The sequence below is a fragment of the Microbacterium sp. TPU 3598 genome (genome assembly GCF_002356155.1).
Classification (GTDB): Bacteria; Actinomycetota; Actinomycetes; order Actinomycetales; family Microbacteriaceae; genus Microbacterium; species Microbacterium maritypicum_A.
In genome coordinates this window covers 978,169-996,205 of the sequence record NZ_AP017975.1, presented here as the reverse complement: position 1 = coordinate 996,205, position 18,037 = coordinate 978,169, and the positions used below count along the sequence as shown (strand labels likewise).

At 69.4% G+C, this 18,037-nt stretch carries 21 protein-coding genes; 14 read left to right on the top strand and 7 right to left on the bottom strand.

The window, feature by feature from the left end:
• Positions 1–7 precede the first annotated feature (7 nt).
• Positions 8–373 (bottom strand): cupin domain-containing protein, encoded by a 366-nt coding sequence (locus MST3598_RS04700; protein WP_021198945.1) that lies wholly within the window; start codon positions 371–373, stop codon positions 8–10.
• Positions 374–435: 62 nt separating this feature from the next.
• Here MST3598_RS04700 and MST3598_RS04695 point away from each other — a divergent pair, with 62 nt between their 5' ends.
• From MST3598_RS04695 to csrA, 14 genes are all read left to right on the top strand, one after another.
• Entirely contained in the window at positions 436–834 is a 399-nt protein-coding gene (locus MST3598_RS04695) for a hypothetical protein (RefSeq protein ID WP_036271492.1), read from the top strand.
• A gap of 46 nt (positions 835–880) precedes the next feature.
• The gene (locus MST3598_RS04690; RefSeq protein ID WP_029258632.1) at positions 881–2,581 is read left to right on the top strand and encodes a long-chain-fatty-acid--CoA ligase; all 1,701 of its coding nucleotides are present in this window, start codon (positions 881–883) and stop codon (positions 2,579–2,581) included.
• Between the two features lie 408 nt (positions 2,582–2,989).
• Positions 2,990–3,238: a flagellar FlbD family protein gene (locus MST3598_RS04680; RefSeq protein WP_021198949.1), complete on the top strand. Its 249-nt coding sequence runs from the start codon at positions 2,990–2,992 to the stop codon at positions 3,236–3,238.
• Positions 3,238–4,047 carry a motility protein A gene (locus MST3598_RS04675; protein WP_021198950.1) on the top strand — a complete coding sequence of 270 codons (810 nt, stop codon included), beginning with the start codon at positions 3,238–3,240 and terminating at the stop codon, positions 4,045–4,047. The genes MST3598_RS04680 and MST3598_RS04675 overlap by 1 nt, the downstream gene beginning before the upstream one ends.
• Complete coding sequence (locus MST3598_RS04670; RefSeq protein ID WP_029258633.1) at positions 4,044–4,853, top strand: OmpA/MotB family protein; 810 nt, start codon at positions 4,044–4,046, stop codon at positions 4,851–4,853. The genes MST3598_RS04675 and MST3598_RS04670 overlap by 4 nt, the downstream gene beginning before the upstream one ends.
• Positions 4,854–4,902: 49 nt before the next feature.
• Positions 4,903–5,835, top strand: coding sequence for a flagellar motor switch protein FliM (locus MST3598_RS04665; RefSeq protein WP_036271493.1), 933 nt, complete (start codon positions 4,903–4,905; stop codon positions 5,833–5,835).
• Positions 5,832–6,491 (top strand): flagellar motor switch protein FliN, encoded by a 660-nt coding sequence (gene fliN, locus MST3598_RS04660; RefSeq protein ID WP_021198953.1) that lies wholly within the window; start codon positions 5,832–5,834, stop codon positions 6,489–6,491. Before MST3598_RS04665 ends, fliN begins: the two co-directional genes overlap by 4 nt.
• A 32-nt stretch (positions 6,492–6,523) precedes the next feature.
• Positions 6,524–6,988 (top strand): flagellar biosynthetic protein FliO, encoded by a 465-nt coding sequence (fliO, locus tag MST3598_RS04655; RefSeq protein ID WP_029258635.1) that lies wholly within the window; start codon positions 6,524–6,526, stop codon positions 6,986–6,988.
• Complete coding sequence (gene fliP / locus MST3598_RS04650) at positions 6,985–7,800, top strand: flagellar type III secretion system pore protein FliP (RefSeq protein ID WP_021198955.1); 816 nt, start codon at positions 6,985–6,987, stop codon at positions 7,798–7,800. Before fliO ends, fliP begins: the two co-directional genes overlap by 4 nt.
• On the top strand, positions 7,797–8,069 hold the full coding sequence (gene fliQ / locus MST3598_RS04645; RefSeq protein ID WP_021198956.1) for a flagellar biosynthesis protein FliQ: 273 nt from the start codon (positions 7,797–7,799) through the stop codon (positions 8,067–8,069). The genes fliP and fliQ overlap by 4 nt, the downstream gene beginning before the upstream one ends.
• 4 nt (positions 8,070–8,073) lie before the next feature.
• Positions 8,074–8,835 (top strand): flagellar biosynthetic protein FliR, encoded by a 762-nt coding sequence (locus MST3598_RS04640; RefSeq protein WP_021198957.1) that lies wholly within the window; start codon positions 8,074–8,076, stop codon positions 8,833–8,835.
• Positions 8,832–9,923 (top strand): EscU/YscU/HrcU family type III secretion system export apparatus switch protein, encoded by a 1,092-nt coding sequence (locus tag MST3598_RS04635; RefSeq protein WP_021198958.1) that lies wholly within the window; start codon positions 8,832–8,834, stop codon positions 9,921–9,923. Before MST3598_RS04640 ends, MST3598_RS04635 begins: the two co-directional genes overlap by 4 nt.
• On the top strand, positions 9,920–11,983 hold the full coding sequence (locus tag MST3598_RS04630) for a flagellar biosynthesis protein FlhA (RefSeq protein WP_036271494.1): 2,064 nt from the start codon (positions 9,920–9,922) through the stop codon (positions 11,981–11,983). The genes MST3598_RS04635 and MST3598_RS04630 overlap by 4 nt, the downstream gene beginning before the upstream one ends.
• A 4-nt stretch (positions 11,984–11,987) precedes the next feature.
• Complete coding sequence (csrA, locus tag MST3598_RS04625; RefSeq protein WP_029258637.1) at positions 11,988–12,239, top strand: carbon storage regulator CsrA; 252 nt, start codon at positions 11,988–11,990, stop codon at positions 12,237–12,239.
• A gap of 12 nt (positions 12,240–12,251) precedes the next feature.
• Here csrA and MST3598_RS04620 read toward each other — a convergent pair whose 3' ends face one another.
• From MST3598_RS04620 to MST3598_RS04595, 6 genes are all read right to left on the bottom strand, one after another.
• A complete protein-coding gene (locus tag MST3598_RS04620) occupies positions 12,252–13,388 on the bottom strand; it encodes a hypothetical protein (RefSeq protein ID WP_029258638.1) in 1,137 nt (378 codons plus the stop codon).
• Positions 13,385–14,983, bottom strand: a complete 1,599-nt coding sequence (locus MST3598_RS04615; protein WP_029258639.1) for a sensor histidine kinase — start codon at positions 14,981–14,983, stop codon at positions 13,385–13,387. Before MST3598_RS04615 ends, MST3598_RS04620 begins: the two co-directional genes overlap by 4 nt.
• A 212-nt stretch (positions 14,984–15,195) precedes the next feature.
• The gene (locus MST3598_RS04610; RefSeq protein WP_029258640.1) at positions 15,196–16,038 is read right to left on the bottom strand and encodes a response regulator transcription factor; all 843 of its coding nucleotides are present in this window, start codon (positions 16,036–16,038) and stop codon (positions 15,196–15,198) included.
• Positions 16,035–16,517: a tRNA (adenosine(37)-N6)-threonylcarbamoyltransferase complex ATPase subunit type 1 TsaE gene (tsaE, locus tag MST3598_RS04605; protein WP_029258641.1), complete on the bottom strand. Its 483-nt coding sequence runs from the start codon at positions 16,515–16,517 to the stop codon at positions 16,035–16,037. Before tsaE ends, MST3598_RS04610 begins: the two co-directional genes overlap by 4 nt.
• Positions 16,514–17,620, bottom strand: a complete 1,107-nt coding sequence (gene alr / locus MST3598_RS04600; protein ID WP_029258642.1) for an alanine racemase — start codon at positions 17,618–17,620, stop codon at positions 16,514–16,516. Before alr ends, tsaE begins: the two co-directional genes overlap by 4 nt.
• A complete protein-coding gene (locus MST3598_RS04595; RefSeq protein ID WP_029258643.1) occupies positions 17,617–17,976 on the bottom strand; it encodes a holo-ACP synthase in 360 nt (119 codons plus the stop codon). The genes alr and MST3598_RS04595 overlap by 4 nt, the downstream gene beginning before the upstream one ends.
• Positions 17,977–18,037: the final 61 nt, after the last annotated feature.

Genomic DNA, 18,037 nt, shown 5'->3' with positions numbered 1-18,037 from the left:
CGTCCGGCTATCCGAATTCGCGCAGCTCCGCGGTCATCTCGCCGCCGGCATCGCCCGTGTTGACGGTGCCCTTCGGCTCGAAGAGGATCGCGTGCACCTCGTGGTCGGCGCGAGGGCAGTGCTCGACGCCCTTCGGGACGACGAAGACATCGTTCGGTCCGAGCACGACATCGCGGTCGCGCAGCTGGATCGTCAGCTCTCCGTGCACCACCATGAAGAGCTCGTCGGTATCGGGGTGGGTGTGCCAGACGAACTCGCCGAGCAGTTTGACGACCTTGACGTCGTAGTCGTTGATGCTCGTCAATCGATGCGGCTGCCAGTGCTCGGTGATGCTCGCCAGCGCCGCCTGCACGTTCCGTGTGTCTTCGTCCACCCCTTCAGCCTAGGCCGCCGGGTTTCGCCGGTACTGTCGTCTGAGGGAGAACGGAGCCGGTCATGAACGCGGTCGACGCTGTCGGCACCATCGCCGAGGTCCTCTCGTGGATCGGCCTCGGCATCGGGCTCCCGCTGCTCGCGATCGTGCTCCTGGTGAAGTTGCACGACGGCTCCTGGGTGCCGCATGAGGTGGTCATCGTCGAGGACGGCGGCGGCCGGGCGCGAGCGCGCTGGTTCGCCGCCGGTGACTTCTGGGAGCGCCCGCTGCGCGCGGAGGAATCGATCCATTGGCACGGGAGGGAAGAAGCCGACGCGTTCCTCAGTGAACGGCACCCGAGCCTGATGCGGTTCGAGCCCCGACGGCCCCTGCTGCATGCGTTCCAGGTGCTGGGGATCACGCTGGCCGGGGTCGGCGCGGCCTCCGTCATCCTGTCGATCGTGTTCCTGTTCCTCGGCTGAACGGATGCGGTGTCCGCTGAGAGGGATCCCGGGGCAGGATGGAGGCATGCCCGAATCCCCGCTCGCCTCCCGCCCCTGGCTCGACTCCTATGCGGAGGGTGTCCCCGCGGAGATCGCGGAACCGTCGCAGACTCTGCCGGAGATGCTGTCGGCGAGTGTGAAGTCTTTCGGGCGGCGCCCGGCACTGGACTTCTTCGGAGCGGTCACGACCTATCGCGAGCTCGGGGAGCAGGTCGAACGGGCAGCAGAGGGTCTGCGGCGCCTCGGCGTCGGCCACGGCGACAGGGTCGCGCTGGTGCTGCCCAACTGCCCACAGCACGTGGTCGCCTTCTACGCGATCCTCCGGCTCGGCGCGATCGTGGTCGAGCACAACCCGCTCTACACCGCGCGCGAGCTGCGGCATCAGTTCGAGGATCACGGCGCCCGCGTCGCGGTCGTGTGGGACAAATCGGTCGACACGGTCGCCGGATTCCCCGCCGATGTCAGGGTCGAGCACATCGTGAGCGTCGACATCACCACGGCGATGCCGCTGTCGAAGCGCCTCGCGCTCCGCCTGCCCCTGCCCCGGGCCCGCGAGGCCAGGGCGAAGCTCACGGGCGCCCCGAAGGCGCGGCACCTGATCGCGTGGAAGAGCCTCGCCGATCACCGACGCCTCTCCCGACGGGTGGCGGGACCGGGCCTGGAAGACATCGCCCTGCTGCAGTACACGAGCGGGACGACGGGTGTCCCGAAGGGAGCGATCCTCACGCACGCGAATCTCCGTGCCAACGCGATGCAGGGACGGGCGTGGGTACCGGGTCTCGTCGACGGCGAGGAGACGTTCTACGGCGTGCTGCCGCTGTTCCACGCCTACGGCATGACCCTGTGCCTCACCTTCGCGATGAGCATCGGCGCGCGACTCGTCCTCTTCCCGACGTTCGACCTCGGATTGGTCACCGCGGCGGCACGTACGACGCCGCCCACCTTCCTTCCCGCCGTGCCGCCGATCTACGACGCGCTCGCACGTGCGGCCGCCCGCGGGACCATCGACCTCTCGACGGTCCGCTTCGCGATCTCCGGGGCCATGAGCCTTCCGGTGGCCACCGTGAAGCGCTGGGAGGAAGCGACCGGTGGCCTGCTCGTCGAGGGCTACGGCATGACCGAGAGCTCACCGGTCGCGCTCGGCAATCCGATGGGTCCCACCCGTCGCCCCGGCACCGTCGGGGTGCCCTTCCCGAGCACGGAGATCCGCGTCGTCGATCCGGCTGACCCTGCGGTCGACCTGCCCGCCGGCGAGTCCGGCGAGCTCCTCATCCGCGGACCGCAGGTCTTCCAGGGGTACTGGGGGCGTCCGGGCGAGACGGCAGATGCCCTGCTGCCGGACGGCTGGCTCCGATCCGGCGACATCGCCCAGGTCTCCTCCGACGGGTTCGTGAGCATCGTCGACCGCCTCAAGGAGCTCATCATCACCGGCGGGTTCAACGTGTCTCCCAGCGAGGTGGAAGACGCGCTGGTCGCCCACCCCGATGTCGTCGCCGCGGCGGTCGTCGGCCTGCCGCGACCCCACGGCGGAGAAGAGGTTGCCGCCGCCGTGGTGCTCCGCGACGGTGCGGCCCTCGACGTGGATGCGCTGCGCGACTTCTGCCGCACCCGGCTCACCCCCTACAAGGTGCCTCGCCGGGTCACCGCCGTCGACGACCTCCCCCGGTCGCTCATCGGCAAGGTGCTGCGTCGTCAGGTGCGCGACCGCCTGCTCGCCGACCGCTGAGCCGTCTCGGTCGCACAGTGAGCACGAAGCATCTCGGAGCGACACCCACGTGATCGCAGTCCCGCCGGTTGGCCCTTCAGTTGCCCATCTCCGCCTGGATCCGCCGATCGAGGTCGTCGAGCTCCGCGAGCAGTTCGGCGGCGACCCAGACACGGTCCCGCTTGCGTCCGGTGATCTCTTGTACGAATCCTGCCGCTTCGAGCTGAGCGATGGCCTTGTAGGCCTGTTGCTCCGACGAACTCGCGCTTCTGCTCCCCCGCCGACGGAAACTTCGTCGCGCGCACCTCCCTGAACCGGGCTCGGCTAACGTCCGACCGCCGCCGGCCGACAGTCACCCCCGACAGCCCAGGACGGGCCGTCGGGTCCGTGCTCCCCGGAACGCGGACGGATCTTTCCAGGATGGAGCCCATGATCGTCCTCACGCGCCTGAACCGTTCGCGGTTCGCGGTGAATCCCGACCTGATCGAACGTGTCCAGGCCACGCCGGACACGACGCTCATCATGGTCGACGGTGCGACCTTCGTCGTCACCGAGACGATGGATGACGTGATCGCGCAGATCACCCGGTTCCGCGCCGGAGTGCTCGCCACGGCCGCCGCTCTGATCAGCACCGCCGGATCGGATTCCGCCGCCCCCGATGCCGAGGTCGGTCTCTGATGGATCCGTCTCTCATCCTCGGACTGGTCCTCGCGTTCGGCGCACTGATCGCCATGATCAACCTCGAGGGCGCCACCATCGGATCACTGCTGATCCCCGCCCCGATGGTGCTGGTCTTCGGAGCCACGATCGCCGTCGGCATCGCGAGCGGCACGGTGCGCGATGCGCTGCATGCGGTCAAGTCGCTCCCCCGCGCCTTCCGCGGCGAGCGCCGCACCGCGTCGAGCATGATCGACACGGTGGTCGGCTACGCCGAGAAGGCGCGCGCCGAAGGGCTCCTCGCCCTCGAGCAGGGACTCGAGGACGAGAAGGACCCGTTCCTGCGCCAGGCACTGCAGAGCATCGCGGACGGGACCGACGCCGAAGACCTGCGAACACTGCTGGAGGATGAGCTCACATCGACCGCCGCCCGCAACCGCACCGCCTCACGCTTCTACATGACGCTCGGCGGCTTCGCACCCACGGTCGGCATCATCGGCACCGTCGTCTCCCTCACGCACGTGCTGGAGAAACTCGACAAGCCCGACACGCTCGGTCCCATGATCGCGACAGCGTTCGTCGCGACACTGTGGGGTCTGCTCTCGGCCAACTTCATCTGGCTGCCCATCGGCGGACGCCTCCAGCGTCTCGGCGAGCTCGAACTCGAACGCATGACCGTGCTCATGGAGGGCATGCTCGCGATCCAGGCCGGCGCACCGCCGCAGTTCGTCGGCGAGCGCCTGCGAGCCCTCGTGTCCGAACGCTCCTCCGCCCGCTCCGGCCGGAAGGCACGCACCCGAGCAGCCGAGGAGACGGAGCAGGCGTCATGAGCGTCCGTGCCCGTCGCCGCGTGCCGCAGGAGGAGCACAGCGGTCCGGACGAGCGGTGGATGGCGTCCTACATGGACATGGTCACGGTGCTGATGTGCATGTTCATCGTGCTGTTCGCGATGTCGACCGTCGACCAGGAGAAGTTCGAGGCTCTCAGCGCCTCCCTCGCGACCGGATTCGGGCAGGAGCCCTCGGACGAGATCGACGCAACGACAGGCGTGGTCGTGCCTCCCGAACTGGTCGATGAGAAGGGCGAGGACTTCGCCGACATCGACCTCGCCGCTGCGCAGACCGAGTTCAACGAGCTGTCGGCGCTGCGTGAGCGCCTGCGTCAGGTGCTCGCCCAGAACGGTCTCGAAGCCGACGTCACCTTCACGATCGATGAGCGCGGCCTCACGATCGGCCTCGTGAGTGCCGAGACCTTCTTCGACACGAACAGCACGACGCTCAGTGCGAAAGCGCTCCTCGTCCTCGACGCGCTCGGCTCGGTGCTGGTCACCACCGCCAACGAGATCTCGGTCGAGGGCCACGCCGACGTGCGCGGATCGGTCGCCCCGTACCCCACGAACTGGGAGCTGTCCGCCGGACGCTCCACCCAGGTGCTGCGGCACCTCGTCGAGGCCTCGGGGCTGCCGCCCGCGCACCTGAAGTCGGTCGGATTCGGCGACACGAGGCCGGTCGCCCCAGGCGACTCCCCCGATGCCCTGGCCCAGAACCGACGGGTCGACATCGTCGTCCTCTCCGATGCGGACGAGGAGGTGCGCGCGCTCATCCCCCAGGCACAGGCGGGAAAGCCGTCCTCCTGACCCGCCTTCTCACCTAACGCACGCCGTTCACCGCCCGATAGTCCGGTTCGTGGTGATCGAGGACAGCGTGCGCTCCGACGTGCGCGCGGGAACGGCGACGAAGACCGCCGACGTCGAGGTGTACGACTTCGGCCGTTCGGCGACCCTCTCGCGCGAGCACACCCGAGCCCTGGAACTGGCCTTCGAGACCTTCTCCCGCCAGTGGTCCGCGCAGCTCTCGGCGAAGATCCACGTGCGCGCCACCATCGCGGTCGAGCACGTCGGCATGATGACATACGGCGAGTACGCCCAGTCGCTGCCGACGACGACCACGATGATCGTGTGCGCCCTGCCCGACTCCGAAGAGCGCCTCATCGTGCAGCTGCCGACCTCCGCCGCGACCGCCTGGATCGTGCAGATGGTGGGCGGACGAGCTTCCGCAGCCTCAGAGGACCGCACGTTCACCCCGATCGAGCAAGCCCTGATCCGCTCGCTGATCGTCGACGCGGTCGACCACCTCACCGGTGCACTCGACGGTCTTCTCCCCACCGGGGTCGCCTTCAGCGGCATCCAGTACAGCTCGCAGTTCGCCCAGGTGGCGGCATCCGGCGAGCCCGTCATCGTCGCACGGTTCTCGATGCGTCTCGCCGGTCGCACCGTGCCGACGAGCGTGATGCTGCCGGCCTCCGTGCTCGCCGGTTTCACCGTGCGTCCGTCCGACGACGAGCGCACCGCGGCACCCGCCCGGATCCGTCGCCAGGTCGAGATCGCCCCGGTCGAACTCGCGCTGCGACTCGCACCGCGAGCCGTGCTGCCCCGCGAGGTCCTGGATCTGTCCGTCGGCGACGTCATCGCGTTCCCGCACTCCGCCGATCGTCCGATGGTCCTCTCCGTCGGTGATCAGACCGTCGCCACGGCAGCCGTCGGCAGCGCAGGAGCGCGCTTGGCCTGCGTCGTGACCACCACCGTCCCCGATCCCGCTTTCGCCGAGGAGCCCGCGTGACCAGCACCACCACCTACGAGTCCGCCGTCGCCGCCGCCTTCGCCGCATCGTTGCCGACCGCCTCCCCTCTCGTCGCGCGCGCCTCGCAGGTCTCCGGCGACACCGGCGACGCCCTGGTCGTGCAGTTCGTCGGTGAGGCGAGCGCGCAGTTGGCGGTGCAGCTGTTCGAGCCCGAGATCCTGGTCGACGGCCTCGGCGGCACGCCCCTGGCCGACCGGCTGCGCGACGCGCTGGAGAGCGCGACCAGCGCGCTCGGTGCCGGCGCCCTCGGCGCAGGCACGGTCGGCGATGCCTCCTCCCTCTTCGCCGACCCGGCCGTGCAGCTCTTCGACCTCCAGGACGACGCCGACCACACGGTCGGCCGGCTCGCCGTCGTCGTGACGCGCGCGCCCGCCGGTGCCTCCTCGTCCTCGCGGCGGCTGCACCGCATCGCGGGCGTCGAGATGGAGCTCACCGTCGAGATCGGGCGCACCAGGATGGCGGTGCGCGATGTGCTCGATCTGGAACCGGGACGCATCGTCGAGCTCGATCGCTCCGCCGGCGCTCCGGCCGACATCAAGCTCAACGGACGCATCATCGCGCACGGCGAGGTCGTCGTCGTCGACCAGGACTATGCGGTGCGGATCACCCGCATCCTCGAGAACGTCGAGGCCTGACCCTGGACGACCTCCTGCTCGGCCTACGGGTCGTGCTCTCGCTCGCCGCAGTGCTCGGGGTGCTGTGGTTCCTGCAGCGACGCGTCGCGCGCACGCAGGCGCGTCGCCGCGGCAGCGAGGCGATCACGGTGCTCGGGCGCCAGGGGGTCGGCCCGAAGGCGCAGATCGTCGTGATCCAGACGGAGGACGCCCGGTACGTGCTCGGCGTCACCGAGCACGGCGTGAACGTCGTCGACCGTCTGCCGGTCAGACCCGCAGATGAGCCGGAGGAGACCGCACGGTCGACGTGGTCGGCGACGACGTCAGAGGCGGCGTCCGACGCCGAGGAGTTCGACCGCATCCTCGCCGCCACCGCCCTGACCGAATCGGCGGCCGGCCCTCCCGTGACGCCGGCGCCGCAACGCCGGGTCCGTCACCGGAACGACCCGCTGCGTGGCTCCATCCTCTCCCCCGAAACCTGGCGGCAGACCGCCGAGGCCATCCGGCGCACCCGATGAGCGTCGCCCGTGGGGTCGTCGACGGGCGCGCGCTGCGGCGAATCGCGCTGATCCTCGCCGCGGCCGCGGTGCTGGTCGTCGTGATGACGCTCCTGTCGGGCACGGCCGCCCACGCACAGGTGACCCCGGACGACCCGGGCGAGGGCGTCACGATCGACATCAACGGCGTCGACGGCGGTCCGTCCGGCTCGATCCTGACCCTGCTGGGCATCACCCTGCTCTCGGTCGCCCCCGCGCTCCTGCTGATGATGTCGTCTTTCACGAAGATCTTCGTGGTGCTGGCGATGACCAGGAATGCCCTCTCGCTGCCGACCATCCCGCCCAACCAGGTGCTGGCCGGCCTGTCGCTCTTCCTGTCGCTGTTCATCATGTGGCCGGTGCTCACCGAGATCAACACGGTGGCAGTGCAGCCCTACATCGACGGCACGCTCACCTTCACGCAGGCCATCGACGTCGGCCAACTGCCTCTGCAGGAGTGGATGCTCCGCTTCACGCGCGAAGAGGACCTCGCCCTGATGACCCGGATGGCGGGTCAGCCCAACCCCGAGGACCCTTCGAGCGTCCCGATGTACACGCTCATCCCCGCGTTCATGATCTCCGAGCTGCGGGCCGCGTTCATCATCGGCTTCGTGATCTTCGTCCCGTTCCTGGTCATCGACCTCGTCGTGGCCGCGGCGCTGATGTCGATGGGCATGATGATGCTCCCGCCCGTGATGATCTCGCTGCCGTTCAAGATCCTGCTGTTCATCCTCGTCGACGGCTGGGGGCTCATCATCCGGGCGCTGCTCGAGAGTTACGGAGGGGTGGGATGAGTCCCGAAGCCGTCATCGACATCGGAACGCAGGGGCTGCTCATCGCGGCGAAACTCGCCGCGCCCGTGCTGGTCACCGCCCTCGTGGTGGGCTTCGCCATCTCGCTGCTGCAGTCGATCACGCAGGTGCAGGAGGTGACGCTGTCGTTCGTGCCGAAGATCGTCGCCGTCGGGATCGCCCTGCTCATCGCGGGCAACTGGATGATCGCGGAGATGATCGCCTTCACGAACGAGATGTTCGCCCGTATCCCCTCGCTGCTGAGCGGATGACGACGTGTACATCCCGATCGACTTCGCCTGGCTGGAAGCCACGATGCTCACCGCCGTGCGCATCACGGCCTTCATCATGATCGCCCCGCCGTTCTCGTACGGGGCGATTCCGGTGCGGGTGAAGGCGATGCTCGCGATCGGGCTCTCCCTCGCGGTGGGCACGGCCGTGGCCCCCGGCTACGTGAACCTCGACACCGGCCCGTTCCTCGGGGCCCTGGTTCTGCAGCTGGTCACCGGTGCCCTGCTCGGCTTCCTCGTGCTGTTGTGCTTCTCGGCGCTGCAGGCGGCCGGCAGCCTGATCGACGTGTTCGGCGGGTTCCAGCTCGCTCAGGCTTTCGACCCGCACTCGCTCGTGAACGGCGCCCAGTTCACCCGGCTCTTCCACCTGACCGCGCTGACGCTGCTGTTCGCGTCCGGCGGGTATCAGCTGATCCTGGCCGGGCTCGCCCGCAGCTTCGAGGCCGTGCCCGTCGACGGCATGTTCCAGGCGGCGGGACCCGCAGAGCTCCTCGTCGACGGGGTCTCGCAGATGGTGCTCGCCGCCGTGCAGATCGCCGGGCCCCTGGTGCTCGTGCTGTTCCTCGCCGATGTCGGGCTGGGACTCATCACCCGCGTCGCTCCCGCGCTGAACGCGTTCGCGATGGGCTTCCCGGTCAAGATCCTGCTGACGCTGCTGCTCGCGGGCGCCGTCTACGCCGTCCTCCCCGGCATCGTCGATTCCCTCGCCGCGCAGGCCCTGCGCATGATGCAGGGGGTGCACGAATGAGCGGTACGGACAGCGGCGAACGCAGCGAGAAGGCGACGGACAAGCACCTCAGCGAGGCCCGCAAGAAGGGGCGGCTGTCACGCAGCCAGGATCTGACCGCCTGGCTGGGGATCGGCGCGGCGGCCGTCACGATGCCGGCGGCCATCGCCCTGGGGGCTTCGGCGGGAACCGAGCAGCTGCTCACGCTGACGTCCCTGGTCGATGCTCCGACACCGCAGGCGGCTCTGGCGGCCCTCGGGCGCGGTCTCGCCTCCGTGCTCCCGACGCTCACCGTGATGCTGGCCGCCGTCGCGATCGTCACCCTGATCGGCGCGGTCATCCAGGGCGGGGTGCATCTGAAGCCGCTCACCGGCCGTTTCGAACAGTTCAACCTCGTCACAGGGATCCGCCGGGTGTTCGGCATGCAGGCCCTCTGGGAGGGCGCCAAGGCCCTCATGAAGACCGCGGCCATCGGCATCGCCCTCTGGTTCGTGATCGCGAGCCTGATGCCCGTGCTGACCGCGAGCGGCGCGCACTCGATCTCCCGCCTGCTCGGCACCGCGAGCGAGGGCACGACCGCGCTTCTGCAGACCGCGATCGGGGTCGGCCTGGCCCTCGCCGCGATCGACATGTTCGTGGTCATGCGGCGCAACCGCAAGCACACACGCATGACTAAGCGCGAGATCCGCGACGAGAACAAGAACTCCGAAGGCGATCCGCTGATCCGCCAGCAGCGACGTTCGCGTCAGCTCGCCGTCAGCCGCAACCGCATGATCGCGGCCGTCGCCGGCTCCGACGTCGTCGTGGTCAACCCGACGCACATCGCGATCGCCCTGCGGTACGAGCCCGGCCGCGCCGCCCCCAAGGTCGTCGCCAAGGGCAGCGGGGTGATCGCCGAGCGCATCCGCGACGAGGCCGTGCGCGCCGGTGTGCCGCTGGTGCGCGAGATCACCCTCGCCCGGGCCCTGCACGCCGCGTGCGAGCTGGGCCAGGAGATCCCCGAAGACCTGTACAACGCCGTGGCACGCGTGCTCGTGTTCGTCGACTCGTTGCGACGACGCGGGGCGGCCCGCGGCATCCACTCCCTTCCCTACCGGAGGACCGCATGAGACAGCTGCTTCCCAAGCTCGGGGTGCCGATCGGCGTCGTGGGCATCATCATGCTCCTCGTCGTGCCGGTGCCGCCGTTCCTGCTCGACATCCTCATCATCCTGAACATCATGTTCGCGCTCGTGATCCTGCTCACGTCGATGTTCGTCAAGAAGCCGCTCGATTTCTCGGTCTTTCCCTCGCTGCTGCTCGTGGCGACGCTGTTCCGGTTGGGACTGAACGTCGCCTCGACCCGTCTGGTGCTCGGCGAGGCGTACGCAGGGCAGGTGATCGAGGCGTTCGGCGCCATCGCGGTCGGCGGCTCGCTCATCATCGGCGCCGTCGTGTTCCTCATCCTGGTCGTCATCCAGTTCGTCGTGGTGACGAAGGGCGCAGAGCGCGTCGCCGAGGTCGGTGCACGGTTCACGCTCGATGCGATGCCCGGCAAGCAGATGGCCATCGACGCCGATCTCAACGCCGGACTCATCACCGATGCGGAGGCGCGCGAGCGTCGCGCCGAGGTCGCCGCCGAGGCCGACTTCTACGGAGCGATGGACGGTGCGTCCAAGTTCGTGAAGGGCGACGCGATCGCCGGTCTCGTCATCATCATCATCAACGTCGTGGGCGGCATCGCCATCGGCATCGTGCAGCACGGCATGACGATCGACGAGGCCGTGAACACCTACAGCCTGCTCACGATCGGTGACGGTCTGGTCACGCAGATCCCGGCGCTGCTGATGGCGGTCTCCACCGGCATGATCGTGACCCGCTCCACGGCGGAGGCGGAGATGGGGACGGCGGCATCCGCCCAGCTCGGCCAATCCCGCAATGCGCTCATCATCGCCGGCTGCGCCGCGATCATCATGTCGCTCATCCCGCACATGCCGATGCTGCCGTTCGTCGCGATCGGCGCCCTCCTCCTCCTCATCGCCCAGCGCATCAAGGCGACCCAGAAGCGCGAGGAGGCGGCCGCCGCCGCGCAGAGCCCCTCCGCCGCCCCGGCCGACCAGCCCGAGGAACTCATCGAGAAGATGCGCGTGCATCCGCTCGAGATCCTCCTGGCCCCCGACATCATCGATCTGGTCACCGGCGGACCCGACGATCTGCTCGCGCGTGTGAAGGCCCTCCGACGCCGGATCGCCCTCGATCTCGGGCTCATCGCGCCGCCCGTCCGCACCCGCGACAGCATCGAGCTGCCGCAGGCGACCTACGTCATCCGCATCGCCGGTGTCGAGACCGGCCGCGGCACGGCGCCGGTCGGTTCCGTGCTCGCCCTCGGGCAGGGGCTGGACAGCCTCCCCGGCACCGCGACGCTCGACCCGGTCTTCGGACTCGAAGGCAAATGGATCCCGATGGAGATGCGCCACAGCGCCGAGTTCGCCGGTGCGACCGTGATCGACAGGGCGAGCGTGATCATCACGCACCTGTCCAGTGTGATCCACGCCCACGCTGCACGCCTGCTCAGCCGCGAAGACGTACGCCAGCTCACGGACGCCCTCAAACAGGTCTCCCCCGCTGCCGTCGAGGAGCTCACGCCTGCGCTGATGTCCCTGGCCGAGGTCCAGCGCGTCCTGCAGGGCCTCCTCGCCGAGCGGGTGCCGATCAACGACCTCAGCCGCATCTATGAGGCGCTCGCCCTGCGTGCCAGGGTCTCCACCGAACCCGAGGGCCTGATCGAAGCCGCACGGGCCGCGCTCGGCCCCGCGATCGCCGCCCGGTTCGCGGATGCCGGCACCCTGCGCGTGGTGATGATCAACCCGATGCTCGAACAGGCGATGCTCGAGAGCCTGCGCCCGGGCGACGACGGCAGCCAGATCGTGTTCGATCCGCAGCGCATGGAGGCGGTGGTGGATTCCGTGAAGCAGGCCGTCGCCTCGGTTCACGAGGGCGGCGAGCCGGTGCTGGTGTGCGCACCGTCGCTGCGACCGGCCGTGCGACGCCTCGTCTCGGCGCAGACGGACGGCCTCCCTGTGCTCTCGTACACCGAGGCGACCGCGGCCGCCCTCACGATCGAGACCGTCGGTGTCGTACGAGACATCCCCACGCCGTCGGTCGGCGTCGTCCCCGCAGCACTAGGCTGAACGAATGCTGGTTTTGACGAGGCGGATCGGTGAGAGCGTGCGCATCGACGGCGACATCGAGATCACGCTGCTCGAGATCAAGGGCGACAGCGTGCGGATCGGCGTGAAGGCACCGCGCGAGACGCGCATCCAGCGCACCGAGATCATCGAGGCGGTCGTCGCCGAGAACGTGTCCGCCGCCGCGGAGACCGATGCCGAGGCCGAAGGAGCGATCGCCGCCGCCCTCGCCCGCGGCCGGGAATCCCGCCCCGCCTAGCCGGACATCTCCTCAGGCCGACGTGAGATCCGCCGCGGTGGCGCGCTTCCACTGATCGCCGCCGGCATCCCGCGCCCTGACCGCTGCTCTGCCCGCCGCGGCGACGAGGGCGTCGTAGTCGTAACCGACGACCGAGGCGGTCGCCCAGCCGATGCTCGCCGAGGATCGGATCCCGGTGACCGCCGTCTCCCTGTCGATCACCGAGATGCGGGTCAGGATCCCCCGCAGGTGGTGCCGGACCGACTCGTCGCCACCGCGGATGACGACGATCGCGCGACCGTCGGCGACCCGATCGGCGTCGGCCGACGCGGGGAGCCCCTCCTGGATGTCGTGATGGAAACGGTCGACGATCATGGCGAACGCGGAACCCGTCGACGCCTCCCGGAGGTCGGCCGGATCGTCGAGCCGGATGTCGAGGACCGACCACGGCAGGTCGTTCTGCGCCTCGGCCTTGCGGAGCCGGCGACGGGCGCGGTCGGCGATGTCATCGGCGTCCCTCGTCTTCTGCTCCGAACGCACCAGCAGCACCAGGGTGAACGCCGCGCACGTGCTCACCACCACCGTGCCGACGGCATTCATGCCGCGCAGTGCGCTCAACTGCGCCTCGGTGCCGGCGCCACCGGAGACGAGGGCGGACACGGCGCTCACGACCGCCACCACGACGAAGCCGCATGAAGCGAGGGCCAGCGGCAGCACGATGTCCCTGACGGCCGGTCTGTCCCGCAGCAGCTCGTAGGCCACCAGGCCTGCGAAGACGGCGCTCCCGAGGAAGACGAGCTGGAACGAAGGCAGATACCAGACGCTGCCGGCCGTGGCCACCAGGAGCGTGGGAGAGACCAGGATGAAGACGACGACCGGCCACCAGCGCGCTCGCCGACCCAGGTGCATCCGCAGGCCGATCCAGACCAGCGGTTCGAAGCAGAGCATCAACGCGGAAGCGGCTCCGCGCAACACCGGTTCCTCGGTCTGCTGGCCCGCGAGCCAGAGGTAGGCCGCCAGCATCCCCAGGCCGAAGGCCGCTCCCCAGGTCACCGTCGCCTTCGACGGGCGGGCGAGGGTGCCGAGGCCCACGACCATCACCGTGAGCACGGTGACGACGGCCACCATGCTCGTCGTGATGTCGACGTTGACGGGGACGAGCGGGTTCACGTCTGCACCTCTTCCGGGGAACGCGGCGGGAAGCGGAGTGTCACCCGGGTGCCGACCGCGATCTCGCTGGAGACGTCGATGCTGCCCTCATGCGCGGCGACGATCTCGCGCACGATCCCCATTCCCAGTCCCGTGCCGCTGATGCCGGCACGCACAGCGCTCTCGGTGCGGAAGTAGGGCTCGAACACCCGTGACAGATCCTCCGGGGTCATCCCGAATCCGTCGTCGACGATCGTGACCTCCGCCTGACCCGTCGTGGCCGTCCCCAGACCGATTTCGATGCGCCCTCCTGCAGGGGTGTACTTGGCGGCGTTGCTGAGGAGGTTGTCGAGCACCTGCCGCAGCCGGAAGGGATCGCCCGAGATCACCAGGCGTGCGGCGCCCCCGATCCCGAGTTCCTGTCTGTTGCCGGCGATGACGGGTGCGTACGAGGCGGCCGCCGCCTCGACGACCTCGCGCAGATCGACCGGGGCAAACGGCTCCTGCGCGGAGCGGCTCGTCTGCTGCAGGATGCTCGAGACCAGGTCCTGCATCCGCTCACCCGCGTGCGCGATGATCTCGAGCTGCGCCGGCACGCGTCCCGGCAGGTCGTCGCGCTCGCGGAGCAGATCGACGTGACCGAGGATCGCGGTGAGCGGATTGCGCAGTTCATGGGAGACGACCGCATTGAAGGTGCGTCGTTCCTCGTCGACTTCGAGTAGCGCCGTCACGTCGTCGATCACGACGAGCGTGATGTCCTCGCCCTCTCCCGCGGTGGCCATCGGCTGTGTGCTCACCTCGAGCGCACGCCACTGTCCCGTGCCGTCGAACAGCCACACCCGTTCCGCCTGCAGCCGCTCGCCACCGGCGGCTCGGGCGAGCGAGGTGCGCGATGGCGGAAGCGCCGTGCCACGCCGCGCGTCGTACTCGACCGCGGCCGAGGGCAGAGCGGCACCGAAGCGATCACGACCGTAGAGCGTGCGGTAGGCGTCGTTCATCTGCAGGACGCGCCCGCCGGTCGTCACGACCACGAGCGCCACGCTCAGCGCGTCGACGATCTGCGTGACGCGTCGCTGGTTCGCCTCCGCCCGCTCGGCGGCGCGGTTGACCTGCTCGGAGCGGCGCTGCAGGAGGCGGCGCGCGGCGCGGGAGCGCTGCGCGCCGATGCGGACCGTCACCCCGAGGAAGCCCAGGGTGATCACGAGGGTGAGCAGCCGCAGCAGGATGTCGGCCGGGGCACCGCTCTGATCGGCGAACAGCACGAGAGTGGCGCTGATGAAGGCGATGCCTCCGAGCACCCAGGGCATCGTGAAGTAGCTGGCCAGCCACACGACGGGAAAGACCCAGAGGAACCCGAGGCGGAGGTCGGGCGCGTTGGTCGTGAAGCCCACGGCGAGCGCGTCCAGGAGCGGCACGACGGTGGCGGCCGTGCGCGGGAGCCGGTGCCACGGCAGCGCCAGGGTCATGAGCGTGGTGACGATCACGAGACCGACGCCGGCGACCACCAGTGGGTTGGCGAAGGTCTGCGGCTTGAACGCGGTGATCATCACGACGATCGCCACGATGCTGCCGGTGAAGACGAGCTGCCAGCGCCAGATAGACACAGTGCGGACCATCAGCGCTCACCCTCCCCCTCGAACCTCAGCTTTGCCGCAAGATTACTCAAAGATCGATGCAGCCCGCTCTTCAGGCGGCCTCGCACCCCTAGCATTCTGAGTGGGGGCCGATACTGCGACTGGGGAACAACGCAGACGCTGGGGCCACGCGAGTGGGGATTCGCAGGCAACCGGGGCCGTGGTTGGGGAACCACGGTCCCGCCCCGCGGCATTCACGGACCATCGGCCGGCGTGAGACGATAGCCGACGCCGCGCACCGTCTCGATGTAGCGCGGCTGCGTCGTGCTGTCGCGGAGCTTGCGCCGCAGGTTGGCGATGTGGGTCTCGATCGCCCGTTTGTCCGGCTCGCTCACGTACTCGTTCGAGCCCTCGGGTGCCCCGCGCAACCCTCGCGCGAGATCGGCTTTGCTGCGCACGCGGAGACCGGCCTCGAGCAGCATCGCGAGCAGGTCGAACTCGGTCGGCGTGAGGTCGATGCGCCGCTGCCCGATCAGGACCATCCGCGTGTCGAGGTCGAGGCTGAGATCCCGGTGGACACGGCCCCGCCAGGTGAGAACGGTGGCACCGTCGGCCGCCGGGTCGGGCTCGACTGCCGCTCGTACAGTCTCCGGGAGCCGGGGAAGCAGGGAGCGGGGTTCGGAAGGGCGGGGGTCCGAGGGACGGGGATCGGCGACGCGGGGGCGCCGCAGCAGCGCCTCGATGCGCGCACGCAGTTCGCGCGGACGGAACGGCTTCACCAGATATTCGTCTGCTCCCGACGTGAGACCGAGGACCACGTCGGATTCCTCGGAGAGCGCGGAGAGCATGATGATGAAGGTGTCGCTGATCCGCCGGATGCGTCGTGCGACCTCGAAGCCGTCGATGCCGGGGAGATTGATGTCGAGCGTCGTTATCACCGGCTGGTGCTGCTCGATGGCCGCGAGCCCCTCCAACCCGGAACCGGTGAGGATCGTCTCGAAACCGGCGGCGAGGAACACCTCTTCCAGGAGGGATCGCACATCGGGGTCGTCCTCGACGATCACGGCGACGAGAGCGCGATCCACGGCCGGGGTCATACGATGCTCTCTCGCACGATCGTGACGACCCTCGGCGCGTCGGCGTCGAGCTCCGACGGGTCCAGATCGGAGGATCCGACCGGGCGCTCCACCTCGACATCCCACCACGAGTCGGCCAATTCCTCGGCCATACCGCGTCCCCACTCCACCACCACGACCGATCGCTCGAGGTCGAGATCGAGGTCGTCGAGCTCCGCGGCGGAACCGAGCCGGTAGGCGTCGACATGCACGAGTGGCGCACCGCCGACCAGCGAGGGATGCGTGCGGGCTATGACGAAGGTCGGACTCTGCACGGGACCGCGCACTCCGAGCCCCTCGGCGAGGCCGCGCGTGAACGTGGTCTTCCCCGCGCCCAGCGGGCCCGTCAGGACGAGCAGGTCGCCGGCTTCCAGCTGTTCCCCGATCCGCACGCCCAACTGCTCCATCGCGTCGGCGGTCGCGATCTCTCGTCGGCCGAGGAACGCAGGGTCCACGCTCACGAGGTCCGCCGGGGGACGCGCGGACCGATGCGGGTGACGATCTCGTAGTTGATGGTGTCGGCGGCATCCGCCCAGTCCGTCGCGGACGGTACGCCGAGGGTGGGGTCGCCGAACAGGACCACCTCATCGCCGATCGAGACCGGAGCGTCGCCGACGTCGACGACGAACTGGTCCATCGCGATGCGCCCCACATTCACGAACCGGCGTCCGCCGATCGAGACCGGGAGCTTTCCCGATGCGTTCCGCGGCACCCCGTCGGCGTATCCGAGAGGCACCAGGACCAACGTCGTGTCGCGGTCGGTGCGATGGTCGTAGCCGTAGGAGACGCCGGTTCCTGCGGGCACTCTGCGGACGGCGGCGATCGCACCGCGGAGCGTCATCGCCGGGCGCAGACCGAGCTCCGCGGAGCTGCGGCCGTCGAACGGCGAGAGGCCGAAGAGTCCGACGCCGATGCGCACCGCGTCGAGGCGCATCTCCGGCAGGTCGATGGCGGCGGCCGTCGCAGCGATGTGCCGGATCTCGGGGCGGATGCCGAAAGCCGCCGCCGCGGCGACGCCTTCCTCGAACTTCGCGAGCGCAGCTCTGTCGTCGTCGACCGACGTGTTGGAGAGGTGACTGAACAGCCCGACGATGCGCAGTCGTCCGATGCGCTCGAGGCGCGCGGCCTCGGCCAGCACGCGGCCCCAGTCGGCGGGGGCGATGCCGTTGCGCGACAGCCCGGTCTCGAACTTCAGGTGCACGCCGACCGGACGGTCGACCGCGGCGGCAGCTCCGGCTGCCTCGAGCTGGTCGAACGACGAGATCCCCACCTCGATGTCCTGCGCGGCGGCGTGCTCGAATCGTTCCCCCGGCGCGTGCAGCCACGCCATGATCGGTGCACGCACGCCCTGTCGGCGCAGTTCGAGCGCCTCGGGGATCTCGGCGACGCCGACGCGGGTGGCACCGGCGGAGAGCGCCGCGACGGCCGCCGCCGCCGCGCCGTGGCCGTAGGCGTTGGCCTTCACGATGGCGATCACCTCGACCCCGGTGAGTCGTCGGAAATGACGCACGTTGTCGGCGATCGCGTCGAGATCGATGGTCGCTTCGCGGAACGGGACGGTCACAGCGGTGCTCCTTCGGCGACGACGAACGCTGCGGCGAGACCGGCGTCGTGGGTGAGTGTCAGATGCAGCGTCAGGATGCCGCGTTCCTCGACGACGGCGGCCGTCGAGCCGGAGAGCACGAAATGCGGGCGACCAGACGGCTCCGACGCGATCTCGATCTCGGTCCAGTGCACGCCGTCCGAGCCACCGAGCGCCTTGATCAGCGCCTCCTTGGCCGCGTAGCGGGCGGCGAGGGACGGAAGGCGGAGGGTGCGCTCCGACGGGGCGAAGAGCCGTTCGCGCAATCGCGGCGTCCGTGCCATCGTCCGCTCGAATCGCGGGATGTCCACGAGGTCGATTCCGGTGCCGATGATCACCCGTTCAGCCTACCGAGCCTGATTCCGGTTGAAATCGCCCAAATGGCTCCGTTTCCACTGG